We start from the raw sequence: 13,667 nt of genomic DNA, 5'->3' as shown, positions 1-13,667 counted from the left end.
CGGCGCCTTCGTGCTCGGCGCCGGACACCGCACCAACCGCACCGACCGATTCGAAAGGCCCGTCGTGCCCAGCAAGAAGGCCCTCGTCCGCCGCCCCAGCCCCCGCCTCGCCGACGGCCTGGTGACGCACATCGAGCGGGAGAAGGTCGATGTCGGGCTCGCCGGCGAACAGTGGGAGGCCTACGTCGAGGCCCTGCGCACGCACGGCTGGGAGACGATCGAGGTCGAACCGGCCGACGACTGCCCCGACTCGGTGTTCGTCGAGGACGCCGTCGTCATGTACCGGAACGTGGCGCTGATCACCCGGCCCGGCGCCGAGTCCCGGCGGGCGGAGACCGCCGGCGTCGAGGAGGCGGTGGCCCGCCTCGGCTGCTCGGTGAACTGGATATGGGAGCCGGGCACGCTGGACGGCGGCGACGTCCTGAAGGTCGGCGACACCGTGTACGTCGGCCGCGGCGGGCGGACCAACGCGGCCGGCGTGCAGCAGGTGCGGGCGGCCTTCGAGCCGCTCGGCGCCCGTGTGGTGGCCGTGCCCGTGAGCAGGGTGCTGCACCTGAAGTCGGCGGTGACCGCGCTGCCCGACGGCACGGTCATCGGGCACATCCCGAAGATCGACCGTCCGTCGCTGTTCCCGGGTTTCCTTTCGGTGCCGGAGGAGTCCGGCGCGCATGTGGTGCTGCTCGGCGGTAGCAAGCTGCTGATGGCGGCGAGCGCCCCGAAGACCGCCGAGCTGCTGACCGATCTCGGCCACGAGGTGGTGACGGTCGACATCAGCGAGTTCGAGAAGCTGGAGGGCTGTGTGACCTGCCTCTCGGTGCGGCTGCGCGAGCTGTACGCCTGACCGGGTGACCACGACGCCCCGACGGCCCTGGGACCTGCGGCTCCCGGGGCCGTCCGGCATCCCCACGGAAGGCCGTCGGGGCAGGCTGATCAGCAGTTCTTTACCGCAGCCTTAACCTACGGCTTCGTAACCTACGGCTTCGTAGCCTACGATCACGTAGGTTTCCCGGCACCGCTCGCCGGGCACCCCTTCCGCTCCCCTTGTACGGCGTCCCCCTGGAGTTCCCGTGACGATCACTTCCCCTCACCTCGGCAGCCCGTCCGTCTGGACCGACGCTCGGCTGCTGTACGCACTGGAGGAAGTGGTCGAGAAGGAGCTGAACCGGCATCTTCAGGTCGCCAAGGACTGGATGCCGCACGAGTACGTGCCGTGGAGCGACGGCCGCAACTTCCCGGGCCTGTTCGAGGACGGCGAGGCCTGGGACAAGAACCAGTCCAAGGTGACGGAGATCGGCCGTATCGCCCTCGTGGTCAACCTGCTGACCGAGGACAACCTGCCGAGCTACCACCACGAGATCGCCACGCTCTTCGGCCGCGAGGGCGCCTGGGGCACCTGGGTGCACCGCTGGACGGCCGAGGAGGGCCGGCACGGCATCGTCATGCGGGACTACCTGCTGGCCTCCCGCGCGGTGGACCCGGACCAGCTGGAGCGGTTCCGGATGTCGCACATGAGCGAGGGCTTCGAGTCCGACAACCGGCACTCGATGCTGCACTCGATCGCCTACGTCGCCTTCCAGGAGCTGGCCACGCGGATCTCGCACCGCAACACCGGCCACCAGTCCGGGGACCCGGTCTGCGACCGCATGCTGGCCCGCATCGCGACCGACGAGAACCTGCACATGGTCTTCTACCGCAACCTGCTCAAGGCCGCCTTCGAGCTGGCCCCCGACCTGACCATGCAGGCGGTGCGGGACGTCGTCGTGAACTTCCGCATGCCCGGTCACGGCATCCCCGGCTTCGAGCGGGCCGCCGCGCAGATGGCGATCGGCGAGGTCTACAACCTGCGCATCCACCACGACGACGTGCTGCAGCCGGTGCTGCGCTTCCTGAAGGTCCTGGAGATCGACGGCCTCGGCCCCGAGGGGCTCCAGGCGCAGGAGGAGCTCGGTCTGTACATGGGCGGGCTGGACGCGGAGGCCGCGAAGTTCGACGAGAAGCTGGCCGCGCGCAAGGCCCGGATGGCGGCGCGCGCCGCGGGCTGACGCCCCGCACGCGGGACGAGCGGTCTGCGACCGACGGGGACGACGGGGGCCGACGGGGGCGCGGGGGGCGCCTTCCGGACGGCTCAAGCAGTGGCTGCGGACGGCTTGGGCGACGGCGCCGGCAGGCAGTGCCGGGCGGCGCCCGGCGGGGACACGGGGCGGTGGTGCCGGAAGACGGTACCAGCGGGCTCCGGCGGGCAAGGCGAGGCGCCGGTGTCGTGACACGGCCCCGGGGGCGCGCAGGCGGGTGGTGTGTGGCGGCCGGGTCAGTGGGCGGTGCGGCGGAGGGCCAGGCGTTCCTTCTCCGACAGGCCGCCCCAGACGCCGAACCGCTCGTCGTTGGCCAGCGCGTACTCCAGGCAGGCCGGGCGCAGCTCGCACATGGCGCAGATGCGCTTCGCCTCGCGTACCGAGCTGCCGGGGTCGGGGAAGAAGAAGTCCGGCCCGGTCTGCGCGCACAGGGCCTGCGCCTGCCAGGTGTCGTCGGCCGGGGTGATGGTTTCGAAGTGCATGGCCAGGAGCCTGCCCCACGCCGAAAAACGTTCGATCAACGCCGGATCAACGGCACGCCCCGGTACCTTCGGCCGCCCCGATGATGCTCCCCCGGCCCGGTTGCGCGCACGGCGGCGCGCGGAGCCGGTACGAAAACCGCGAGAACGCGGGCCGTCACGCAGGGTGAGTGCGGGGCGATACGGCGCGGCGCGGGGCTCCGGCGGCGATTGTCGGTGGGCGGTGCCAGACTCGGCAGTGCACAGGACGGGACCCCTTTGCGAGGAGGGCCGAGATGCTCACCACCCGTTTCGTCAACGGCGCGCCCAACTGGATCGACGTCGGCAGTCCCGACATCGACGGCGCCACCTCCTTCTACGGGGGCCTGTTCGGCTGGGAGTTCCGGTCGGCGGGGCCGGACGCCGGCGGTTACGGCTTCTTCCAGCTGGACGGCCGGACCGTGGCGGGCGGCATGCAGACCGGCCCCGGGCAGGGCCCCCCGGCCTGGACGGTGTACTTCCAGAGCGAGGACGCCCAGGCCACCGCCGAGGCCGCCGAACAGGCCCACGGCGAAGTCCTGTTCCAGCCGACGGACGTGATGGGCCAGGGCCGCATGGCGGTCCTCGCCGACCGGGCGGGCGTGCGCTTCGGAATCTGGCAGCCGGGCCGGACCAGGGGCGTGGACGTGGCGAACGAGCCGGGCGCGCTGTGCTGGGTCGAGCTGTACACGCCGGACATCGCGGCGGCCGCCGCGTTCTACCGGCGGGTGCTCGGCCTGGAGACGTCCGGGGTGCCCTTCCCGGGCGGGACGTACACCTGCGTCAATCCGGACGGTGCCGGGGAGGACGCGATGTTCGGCGGGATGGTGGCGCTGGCCGACGACCCCTCCGAGAAGGAGTCGGGTCCGTACTGGCTGCCGTACTTCGAGGTGGAGGACACCGACGCCGTGGTGGAACAGGCGCAGCGGCTCGGCGGGACGGTGCGGATGCCGGCGACGACCCTGGAGGGCGTGGGCCGCATGGCCAAGCTGGCCGATCCGTACGGGGTCCGCTTCGCGGTGATCAGAAGCGAGCCGGCGCAGGGCTGAACCTCCGCGCGGCGCCGCGGCCGCGGTCACGCGGAGGCGCGGCGTATCAGGGTCGTCGGCAGGATCACTCCCGTCGCCGGTGTGCCCGGCGCACCGGCCGCCGTACGCTCCCGGTCCCGGCCGTCGGACAGGCCCTGCAGCAGCAGGCGGGCCATCAGCCGGCCCATCTCCTCGATGTCCTGACGGACCGTGGTCAGCGGGGGGTCGGCCTGCTCGGTGACCGGCAGCATGTCGTCGAAGCCGACCACGGCCACGTCCTCGGGCACCCGCCGGCCGCTCGCGCGCAGTACCCGCAGCGCGCCGAGCGCGGTGAGGTCGTTGGCGGCGAACACCGCGTCGACGTCCGGGCAGCGCGCGAGGAGTTCCCGCATGGCGCGTTCGCCACCGGACGGGGTGAAGTCGCTCTCCACCACCAGCAGGGGGTCGCTCTCGCCCAGCACCTCGGCCATGACGTCCCGGTAGCCGTCGAGCCGGTCCACCGCCGAGGTCTGGTCCAGCGCGCCGGTGAGGTGCGCGACGCGCCGGCGGCCGAGGTCCAGCAGGTGCCGTACGGCCGCGCGCGCCCCGCCCCGGTTGTCGCAGTCGACGTACACCACGCCCGGGTCCTGCGCCCGGCTGTCCTCGCCCCAGCCAGGGCGTCCGCCGAACACGGTGGGCACTCCGGCGTCGCGGATGAGACCGGGCAGCGGGTCGTCCAGGTGCAGGGAGAAGACGAGCGCGCCGTCGACATGGCCGCCGGCGAGGTACCGGGCCACCCGCGCGTGGTCGGCGCGGCCCTCGGTGAGCAGCAGCACGAGCTGGTTGTCGTGCGCGGTCAGCTCCTTGCTGATGCCGCGCAGTTGGAGGGCGAAGAAGGGGTCGGCGAAGACCCGGGCCTCGGGCTCGGCGATGACGACCGCGACGGCGTCGTGACGTCGGGTGACGAGGCTGCGCGCCGCCTGGTTGGGGACGTAGCCCAGTTCTTCCACGGCCCGCCGGACCCGCTCGGCCAGGGGTTCACGGACCCCGTCGCCGCCGTTGACCACGCGGGACACGGTGGCCCGGGACACCCCGGCCCGCGCGGCCACGGCCTCCAGCGTGGGACGCGACACTGCCTCGGTCACTTCGGGACTCCTCCCCGGCGGCTGGTGATCAGGATAGCCGCGCGGCGCCCGCCCGGCCGGTGCCCGCGGTGACCGGAACCGCTCGGTTCAGCCCAGCAGGTCGACCGTCGTGCCGAGGTCGCGGCGCTCCGCGTCACGGAACGCGTGCCAGGCGAGGGCGAGATCCTGCCAGGGCAGTCCGACCGGGGCGTACACGGTGCGCTGCCGGGCGGAGGTCCGGCCGGGGTGCGTGCCGCGCAGGACGTCGGTGAGGGTGGCGTCGGCGGCGGTCCGGACCGGCCCGGGTGCCGACAACGCGCCCGCCGTGGCGGCCAGTTCGCGGTCGTCGACGACGAGGAGGGCGGCGTCCAGCAGGTCGGCGGCGAGTTCTCGTTTGCCGGGCTCGTCGGTGCCGAGGCTGGTGAGGTGCTGCCCGGGGCGGGTGTCGGCGAGGGCGAGCAGCGGTGTCCGCGACCAGGTGGCGAGCAGGACGACGTCGGCCGCCTGGGCCACCGCCCGGGCCGAGCCGAGCACGCGGCCGCCGTGCCGGGCTGCGAACGCGGCGGCCCGCCCGGGGTCGGTGTCGTGGACGACGAGGTCCCGGAACGGGCGCCCGCCGGCGAGGCCGCGCAGGGTCGGCTCGGCCTGCGCGCCCGCTCCGACGACGCCGAGGACCTCGTACCCGGCGGGGGCCAGCAGCCCGGTGCCGAGGGCGGCGGCCAGTCCGGTGCGCCAGGCCGTGACGGTCGCGGAGTCCAGCAGCGCGAGCAGTTCCCCGTCGGTCCCGGAGTGCAGGCAGATCACCCCGCGCAGGGCGGGCCGGGCGCCGGGGAACTTGGCGTTCACCTTCACCGTGTAGGCGTCGACGCCGGGCAGCAGGCCGGGGATGAGCGCGGTGGCGGTGCCGGGGAACGGCAGGTCGGTGCGGACCCGTTGCCCGGGCACGGACGCCTCACCGGCCGTACGGAAGCCCTCGCGCAGGGCGCGGAGACAGGCCGCCGGGTCGAGCACGGCCTCCAGATCGCTGCGGGTCAGCACACGGGTCACCCGGTCATGATCGCTCACCGGCCCGTGCCGCCACCCGTCAAGGCGCGCGCCGGGCCCGGCTGGGCTGGACGCGTTTGGGTTCGCCGGGCATCTTCGGGTACTCCGGCGGGTACGGCAGGTCGCCCAGGCCGTGGTCGTGTTCGTCCCGGCGGGCCAGTTCCAGCAGCGCGTCCAGGGAGTGGGCGTGGTCGTCCATGCCGGCGTGCACGTCGCCGAGTTCGGCGAACCGGGCCGGCATGGTGGCGAGGTCGAAGTCGCGGGGCTCGGCCACGCCGACCTCCTCCCAGCGCAGCGGTGCCGAGACGGGGGCGTGCGGGTGGGGACGTACGGAATAGGCGGAGGCGATGGTGCGGTCCCTCGCCGTCTGGTTGTAGTCGATGAAGATCCGGCGCCCGCGCTCCTCCTTCCACCACTTGATGGTCACCTGGTCGGGCATCCGGCGTTCCATCTCCCGGCCGACGGCGATCGCGGCGCGGCGCACCTGGGTGAAGGTCCAGCGCGGTTCGATCGGGACGAAGACGTGCAGGCCCCGGCCGCCGGAGGTCTTCGGCCAGCCGCGCAGCCCGCCGAACTCCTCCAGAACGGCGCGCAGTTCGTGGGCGGCGCGGGCCGCGTCGGCGTAGTCGGTGCCGGGCTGCGGGTCGAGGTCGATGCGCAGTTCGTCGGGGTGGTCGACGTCGGTGGCGCGCACCGGCCAGGGGTGGAAGGTGAGGGTGCCGTACTGGGCGGCCCACACCACGGCGGCCTGCTCGGTGGGGCACATCTCGTCGGCGCTGCGCCCGCTGGGGAAGGTGATGTGGGCGGTCGGGATCCAGTCGGGCATGCCCTTCGGGGCCCGCTTCTGGAAGAACCACTCGCCGCCGACGCCGTCCGGATACCGCTCCAGGGTGGTGGGGCGGTTGCGCAGGGCGCGCAGGATGCCGGGGCCGACGGAGGCGTAGTACCGGGCGAGGTCCAGCTTGGTGAAACCGCGCTCCGGGAAGAACACCTTGTCCGGGCTGGACAGCCGTACGGTCCGGCCGCCCACCTCGAGTTCCACCGCATCACCCATGCGGCCACGGTAGGCGCACCCCGCACAGCGCGCATACCGGGCGAAGCCGTATGTATGCGAGCAGAATCGGAGGCATGGATCTGCCCGTCATGCCGCCCGTGAAGCCGATGCTCGCCAAGTCGGTGGCGAAGATCCCGCCGGGGATGCACTACGAGGCTAAGTGGGACGGATTCCGGTCGATCGTGTTCCGGGACGGCGCCGAGGTCGAGCTGGGCAGCCGCACCGGAAAGCCGCTGACCAGGTACTTTCCCGAGCTGGTCGCGGCACTGAAGGAGCGGGTGCCCGAGCGGTGCGTGCTGGACGGGGAGATCGTGATCGCACGCGCCGGACGGCTGGACTTCGACGCGCTGACCGAGCGGATCCACCCGGCGGCCTCCCGGGTGCGGATGCTGGCCGAGAAGACCCCGGCGTCGTTCGTCGCCTTCGACCTGCTGGCCCTGGACGACCACGCCCTGCTCGACGTACCGCTGACCGACCGCCGCGCCCTGCTGGACCGGGCCCTCGCGGAGGCGACCCCGCCGGTGCACCTGGCACCTTCGACGACCGACATCGAGGTGGCCCGGCAGTGGTTCGAGCAGTTCGAGGGCGCCGGACTCGACGGGGTCGTGGCCAAGCCGCTCACCCTGCACTACCTGCAGGACGAGCGGGCCATGTTCAAGATCAAACACGAGCGGACGGCGGATGTCGTGGTCGCCGGGTACCGCTTCCACAAGAGCGGCCCGGTGGTGGGCTCGCTGCTGCTCGGTCTGTACGACGCGGACGGCCGGCTCCAGCACGTCGGCGTGTCGGCAGCGTTCGCCATGAAGAAGCGGGCCGAGCTGGTCGAGGAGCTGGCGCCGCTGCGCATGGACGACGTCTCGGGGCACCCGTGGGCCGCCTGGACGGACGAGGCCGCGCACGAGACGGCCCGGCTGCCAGGGGCACCGAGCCGCTGGTCCGGCAAGAAGGACCTGTCCTGGGTGCCGCTGCGGCCGGAGCGGGTGGCCGAGGTGGCGTACGACCACATGGAGAACGGGCAGCGGTTCCGGCACACCGCCCGCTTCCGCCGCTGGCGCCCGGACCGTACGCCGGAGAGCTGCACCTACGCCCAGTTGGAGGAGCCGGTGCGCTACGACCTCGCGGAGATCCTCGGCGAGAAGGACCGCGGCTGAGCCGGAGGGGCGGGACTACGGCTGCATGAGGACCTTGACGGCGCCGTCCTGCTTGCGCTGGAACATCTCGTACGCGTGCGGTGCCTCCGCAAGCGGCAGCCGGTGCGTGGCGAAGTCGTCGACGCCGAGGGTGTCCTCGTCCGTCAGATAGGGCAGGATCAGGTCGGTCCAGCGGCGGACGTTGGCCTGGCCCATGCGCAGCTGGATCTGCTTGTCGAACAGGGTGAGCATCGGCATCGGGTCGGCCATGCCGCCGTAGACACCGCTGAGCGAGATCGTGCCGCCGCGGCGGACCAGGTCGATGGCCGTGTGCAGGGCGGCGAGCCGGTCCACGCTGAAGCGTTCCGCGAGGGGCGCGCTCAGCTTGCGGGGCATCAGCGCGGTGGCGCTCTGGGCGAGTTTGGCGGCGGCGCTGCCGTGTGCCTCGGTGCCGACGGCGTCGATCACGGCGTCCGGACCCCGGCCGCCGGTCTCGTCCCTGATGGCCTGGACGAGCGTCTTCTCGTCGTCGAAGGCCCTCAGGTCGTACGTCTCGACACCGCGCCGCTGCGCCCGGGCGAGCCGCTCGGGCACCAGGTCGACTCCGAAGACGCGCTCGGCGCCGCGGGCCATGGCGATCCGGCAGGCCATGTCACCGATCGGGCCGAGGCCGAGGACCGCGAGGGTGCCGCCGGGTGGCACGGCCGCGTACTCGACGGCCTGCCAGGCGGTGGGCAGCACGTCGGAGAGGTAGACGAACCGGTCGTCCGGCGGGCCCTCGGGCACCTTGATGGGGCCGAACTGCGCCTGGGGGACGCGCAGGTACTCGGCCTGGGCGCCGGGCACGGCGCCGTACAGGCGGGTGTAGCCGAAGAGGGCGGCGCCCATGCCCTCGCCGGTGACCTGGGTGGTCTCGCACTGCGTGGGCAGCCCGGTCAGGCACATCCAGCAGTTGCCGCAGGCGATCTGGAACGGCACCACGACCCGGTCCCCCACCGCGAGGTCCGGCACGCCCGGGCCGACCTCCTCGACGATGCCCATGGGTTCGTGGCCGAGGATGTCCCCCGGGGTCATGAACGGGGTGAGCACCTCGTACAGGTGCAGGTCGGATCCGCACAGTCCGGTGGACGTGATGCGGATGACGGCGTCGGTGGGCTCCTCGATCCGCGGGTCGGGGACGTCCTCGACCCGGACGTCCCGCTTGCCCTGCCAGGTGACTGCCTTCATGGGGTCGCACTCCCTTGGTCGCGTAAGGCTGCGTCCTGCGTCCCGGTGCAGTGCAGGCCGGGTACCCGCCCGCCCCCCTGCCGAACCCATGGCCAACGGTGCCCCGGTGCGCGCACCATCGGACAACACGGACGGGGTGGCGACGGTGGGCATGGGACACGGGGCGCGCACGCGGCGCGCGGCACGGACGGCGGCGCTGCTGAGCGTCGCGCTGACGGCCTCCCTCATGGCGGGCTGCACCGGCCACGGCCGGGACGACGACCGCGCCCCGCACGGCACCGCGACGCCGGCGCCGAGCCGTTCGGCCGTGGCCGGATCGCCGCTCGCCGTCAAGATCGACAACGTGGGCGCGGCCCGCCCGCAGACCGGGCTCGGCGCGGCGGACGTGGTGTACGTGGAGCAGGTGGAGGGCGGCCTGAGCCGGCTGCTGGCGGTGTACGCGACACGGCTGCCGAGGGCCGTCGGTCCGGTGCGCAGCGCCCGCGAGTCCGATCTGGAACTGCTGCGCCAGTTCACGATGCCGACGCTCGCCTTCTCGGGTGCGCAGCGCGCGCTGCTGCCGCTGATCGACCGGGCGCCGCTGCGCGCGCGGTCACCCGACGAGGCCCCCGGCGCCTATTACCGGGACCCCGGCCGGGCCGCCCCGCACAACCTCTGTCTGCGCCCGTCCGCGCTGTTGCCCGCCGCCCCGGGCGCGGCGGCGCTGACCACGGGCTTCCGCTTCGGCCCGGCGCCCTCCGGCGGCACCCCCGTGTCCGCGCGCTCGGTGCGCTACCCGGCCGCCCGCTTCACCTTCACCTGGTCCGCCGGGCGCGGCGGCTGGCTCGTCGCGATGGACGGCGGGCCCGCGGCGACGACCGACGGCGGCCGGCCGGCGCCGGCCACGGTGGTCGTGCAGCACGTGACGGTCCGTACCTCCCGCTACCACGACGTGCTCGGCAGCCGGACGCCGTACACCGAGACGGTCGGCTCCGGACGGGCGGAGGTGCTGCGCGACGGCCGGTCGTACGACGGCTTCTGGTCACGGCCGACGGCGGCGGACGGTACGTCGTTCACGACGGCGGACGGCGGGCGGCTGGGCTTCGCCGCCGGTCAGGTGTGGGTGGTCTTCGTACCGGGGCCCTGAGGAGCCGTATCCGGTCGGCGAGACGACCCGAAAAGCATCCTAGGCCTCAGGGTCGGCAGAAGTGCGTCTGTAGTGACACGGGTAGGGATAGGGGTCCCCCCCGTCCGCGTAGACAGTCCCGTCCATCTGCAGCTTTCCATGCTCCAAGACGAATTCCAGAATCTGGAAGTCGTTGTGATTCCTGAAACTGAGCACCAGGTAAGGCGACAGGCCGGGGTCTTTGTTGACCCCATGCCATTTCCCGTCGGATGAACGGCGTGTCACCTGTGCGTCCGGCACGGGGCCGTCCCATTGGACCGGAAAGTCTTTGCTGGAAAAAGTGTAATCGTCGCGTAGTCGAACTATCGGCGATCCGCATTTCCGCTCCCCGTCCCACCGGCCGACCAATTCGGCATGAGTCACGGCCTCCGGAGTGACGACGGGTTTGCCGGCTCCGCAAGAGGACGGGGCGAGTGCCGTCACGGTGGCAGTTGCAAGGCTTGCACTGATGCGAAGTATGTCGGATTTCACGCTGTCTGCTTCCGGCCGCTTTTTGGGTGGCGCCCAGTATGCCGGTCGATGATCCGAAAGCGACGGCCTAGCGCACACCCCGCCCCGTCTCCAGCGCCTCCCGTGCCTGCGCGACCAGCCCCTCCGCACCGCAGGCCCGCGCGAGGTCCAGGCCCCGGCCCAGCTCCGCGGCCGAGCGGGCGGCGATGCCGTACTCGACGCGGGCCGCCGCGTGCTCGTACTGGCAGGGCGAGGCCTCCAGGTAGGTGACGGCGCGGGCGGCCAGCTGGACCGCACGCTCCCCCGTCTCCACCGCGGCGGCGCAGCGCAGGGCCTCGCCGATGGCGGTGTCCGTGCCGAACCGCTCGGCCTGCCGGCGGGCGTCGGCCGCGACCTGGGCGGCCCGGGCCGGGTCCGGCCCGGCGAGGGCCTTGGCGAGGTCGATGGACCAGGGGGCGAGGACCGGGTTGTGGCCGCCGCGGGAGGCGGCGGTCTTCTCGGCGGCCTCCAGTTCGTCGATGCCTTCCTCGGTGCGGCCGACGGCGAGCAGCAGCCGGCCGCGCACGGAACGGATGTCGGGCAGCACGATGGTGGACGGGTAGGGCGGCGCGAAACCGTACTGTTCGGCGACCGACCAGGCCTCTTCCACCCGGCCCCGGGCCAGCAGGGTGTCGACCAGCCCGCAGCTGGCCGACCAGTACAGGGGCAGGCGACGGCCCACGCGTTCGGCGAGGACCAGGGCGTCGCGCAGGGCGGACTCGGCGTCGCGGAGCCGGCCCTGTCGGCGGTAGGCGAGCCCGAGGAAGGCATTGGCCAGGGAGAGGTGGCCGCCGTGCCAGCCGGCCGTGGTGTAGACGCGCCGGGCCTCGGCGAACAGGCTCTCGGCCCGGTCGAGCCGGTCGGCGTAGGCGTACGAGCTGCCGAGCATCATCAGCAGCTCCATGCCCCACTCAGGGTCGGTCCAGCCGAGTCCGGGCGCGAGCCGGCCGTTGACCAGGGCGCGGTCGCACAGTTCGAGGACCTCGTCGGCGCTCTCGCCGTGGGTCATGGCGTCGAAGCCGCGCAGGATCAGCAGGGCGCGTTCGGCGTTGTCACGGCCGGAGCAGGTGCTCGCCAGCTCGGCGAGGCGCCGGGAGCGGGCCGGGGAGACGATCTCGCCGTGGATGCCCTCCCACATGAACTGGAACGCCTGCAGTCGCATCCGCACGGGGCCGGCCTCGTGCCGGGCCGCTTCGGCCTCTACGGTGCGGACGGCCTCCTCCAGCTGGTCGTTGTGGAGCAGCGCCTGGGAGAGCCGGACGACGGCGTCGACCCGGTCGTCCCCGTCCAGGCCGGGCATGCCGAGGGCGCTCTGGAGGTGGTCGATGGTGACCGCGGGGTTGGTCAGGAGGGTGGCGCAGCCCAGTTCGTAGAGGACGTGCGCGTGCACCTCGGGGCGGGGCGGCTCCTGCAGCGCGCGTTCCAGGCAGCGGCGGGCCGCGTCGGGCGCGCCGACGGCGAGGTGCTCGCGGGCGGCCTCGCGCAGCTGCTCGACGAGTTCCTCGTCGTCGTCCGGGTGCACCTTGAGCAGGTGCCGGGCGGCCTCGGCGGCGCCCCGGCCCAGTTCGGTGATGATCTGCGCGGCGACGCCGTGCATGGCCGTGCACACGCCGGGCGGGATGGAGTTGTAGACAGCGGTGGCGATGAGCGGGTGGACGAACTCCAGCGCGCCGCCCGCCGGTTCGGTGCCGGCGGCCGACTCGGGTTCGGTGAGGATGCGGGCGCTGCACAGCAGCTCGGCGCAGTGCCGGGCGAGTTCGTCGTTCATGGTCGCGAGGCGGGCGACCATGTCGACGGTGATGCCGGTGCCGAGGATGGCGGCGGCCCACGCGAACCGGGTGGCCTCCAGGCCGAGGCCCTTGAGCCGGTCGACCAGTCCGCCGCCGCGGGCCGCGCGGTTGAGCGCGCGCAGCTCCGCGGCCTGCGCCTCGACCGGCTGGAGTTCGCTGTCCTGGACCTTGGCGAGGAGTTCGACGGTGTCGTAGGGGTTGCCGCCGGTGACGGCCCAGACCTCGCGGCAGAACGGGTCGTCGGCCTGCCGGCCGAGGGTGGCCCGGGTGAGCCCGGCGGTGGCGTCGGGGGTGAGGGCGCTCAGGGTGCGGACGGGGCGGTCCGCGGCGGCGGCCACCTCGTCGAGCAGGCGGGCGCTCTCGCCGCTGACCTCGCCGGGACGGCGGGCGACCAGGACGAGCACGGACAGGTCGTCCAGGCGTTCGGCGAACGCCGCGAGCCAGCGCAGGGTCTCCTGGTCGGCCCAGTGCGCGTCGTCGACGAGGAGGACCAGCGGCCATTCGCGGCGGGCGAGCCGGCGCACCGCGGCGACGAGTCCGTCGCAGACGTAGTGCGGGTCGGCGTTGTCCCCTTGCGGGTCGGCTATGCCGAGGGCGGGGCCGGCGATGTCGTACCAGTCGCCGAGGTACTCGCGCGCCTCCTCGGGGAGTAAGGACAGCAGTGCCGGCTGGAGCAGTTGCCGTACGACGTGGAACGGGACCGATCTCAGCGTCTCGGCGCCACGGGCGGACCAGACGGTGCAGCCGCGGCGTTCGGCGATGCGGCGGGTCTCGGCCAGCAGCGCGGTCTTGCCGAGTCCGGCCTCGCCCCGCAGGACCAGCAGGCTGCCCGCGGACGACTGGTCCGCGCACAGGACGTCGAGTGCCTGTGCGACGGTGGCGATCTCGGCGTCACGCTCCCACAGGGGAGCCGAGCCGGCCGCCGACGGCCGTCCCTCCGTCATCCCGTTACCTCCCCAGGTCGCCCGAATGACGTACAGGGCCCGAGCGTAGCCGTCCGGCGGGGGGTGTGGTGGCCGGTCGCGGCAGCTGTTGCCCACCCGGGTGAAAGAGGGTACGGGCAGGCGA

At 73.1% G+C, this 13,667-nt stretch carries 11 protein-coding genes; 5 read left to right on the top strand and 6 right to left on the bottom strand.

What is annotated here, in order from left to right; translation table 11 throughout:
- The first annotated feature begins 64 nt into the window (after positions 1-64).
- On the top strand, positions 65-841 hold the full coding sequence (gene ddaH / locus S1361_RS33130) for a dimethylargininase (protein ID WP_208035551.1): 777 nt from the start codon (positions 65-67) through the stop codon (positions 839-841).
- A 226-nt stretch (positions 842-1,067) separates the two neighbouring features.
- Complete coding sequence (locus S1361_RS33125; protein ID WP_208035550.1) at positions 1,068-2,042, top strand: acyl-ACP desaturase; 975 nt, start codon at positions 1,068-1,070, stop codon at positions 2,040-2,042.
- A gap of 266 nt (positions 2,043-2,308) precedes the next feature.
- On the opposite strand, the gene S1361_RS33120 is transcribed toward S1361_RS33125, so the two are convergent.
- Complete coding sequence (locus S1361_RS33120; protein WP_208035549.1) at positions 2,309-2,554, bottom strand: WhiB family transcriptional regulator; 246 nt, start codon at positions 2,552-2,554, stop codon at positions 2,309-2,311.
- 272 nt (positions 2,555-2,826) lie between these two features.
- Between S1361_RS33120 and S1361_RS33115 the strand changes: the two genes are divergently transcribed.
- Positions 2,827-3,618: a VOC family protein gene (locus tag S1361_RS33115; RefSeq protein WP_208035548.1), complete on the top strand. Its 792-nt coding sequence runs from the start codon at positions 2,827-2,829 to the stop codon at positions 3,616-3,618.
- 26 nt (positions 3,619-3,644) lie between these two features.
- Here S1361_RS33115 and S1361_RS33110 read toward each other — a convergent pair whose 3' ends face one another.
- The 3 genes from S1361_RS33110 to ligD form a co-directional block, all read right to left on the bottom strand.
- The gene (locus S1361_RS33110) at positions 3,645-4,721 is read right to left on the bottom strand and encodes a LacI family DNA-binding transcriptional regulator (RefSeq protein ID WP_208035547.1); all 1,077 of its coding nucleotides are present in this window, start codon (positions 4,719-4,721) and stop codon (positions 3,645-3,647) included.
- Positions 4,722-4,808: 87 nt separating this feature from the next.
- Positions 4,809-5,747 carry an ornithine cyclodeaminase family protein gene (locus S1361_RS33105; RefSeq protein WP_208035546.1) on the bottom strand — a complete coding sequence of 313 codons (939 nt, stop codon included), beginning with the start codon at positions 5,745-5,747 and terminating at the stop codon, positions 4,809-4,811.
- Between the two features lie 37 nt (positions 5,748-5,784).
- Positions 5,785-6,798 (bottom strand): non-homologous end-joining DNA ligase, encoded by a 1,014-nt coding sequence (gene ligD, locus S1361_RS33100; protein WP_208035545.1) that lies wholly within the window; start codon positions 6,796-6,798, stop codon positions 5,785-5,787.
- A 74-nt stretch (positions 6,799-6,872) separates the two neighbouring features.
- On the opposite strand from ligD, the gene S1361_RS33095 reads away from it, so the two are divergent.
- Positions 6,873-7,949: an ATP-dependent DNA ligase gene (locus S1361_RS33095; RefSeq protein ID WP_208035544.1), complete on the top strand. Its 1,077-nt coding sequence runs from the start codon at positions 6,873-6,875 to the stop codon at positions 7,947-7,949.
- 15 nt (positions 7,950-7,964) lie between these two features.
- Here S1361_RS33095 and S1361_RS33090 read toward each other — a convergent pair whose 3' ends face one another.
- On the bottom strand, positions 7,965-9,155 hold the full coding sequence (locus S1361_RS33090; RefSeq protein WP_208035543.1) for a zinc-dependent alcohol dehydrogenase: 1,191 nt from the start codon (positions 9,153-9,155) through the stop codon (positions 7,965-7,967).
- A 151-nt stretch (positions 9,156-9,306) separates the two neighbouring features.
- Between S1361_RS33090 and S1361_RS33085 the strand changes: the two genes are divergently transcribed.
- On the top strand, positions 9,307-10,281 hold the full coding sequence (locus S1361_RS33085; protein ID WP_208036875.1) for a DUF3048 domain-containing protein: 975 nt from the start codon (positions 9,307-9,309) through the stop codon (positions 10,279-10,281).
- A gap of 577 nt (positions 10,282-10,858) precedes the next feature.
- Here S1361_RS33085 and S1361_RS33080 read toward each other — a convergent pair.
- Positions 10,859-13,543, bottom strand: coding sequence for an ATP-binding protein (locus S1361_RS33080; protein WP_208035542.1), 2,685 nt, complete (start codon positions 13,541-13,543; stop codon positions 10,859-10,861).
- Positions 13,544-13,667 lie beyond the last annotated feature (124 nt).

The sequence above is a fragment of the Streptomyces cyanogenus genome (assembly GCF_017526105.1).
GTDB classification, from domain to species: domain Bacteria; phylum Actinomycetota; class Actinomycetes; order Streptomycetales; family Streptomycetaceae; genus Streptomyces; species Streptomyces cyanogenus.
This window is presented reverse-complemented; position numbering and strand designations above follow the sequence as displayed.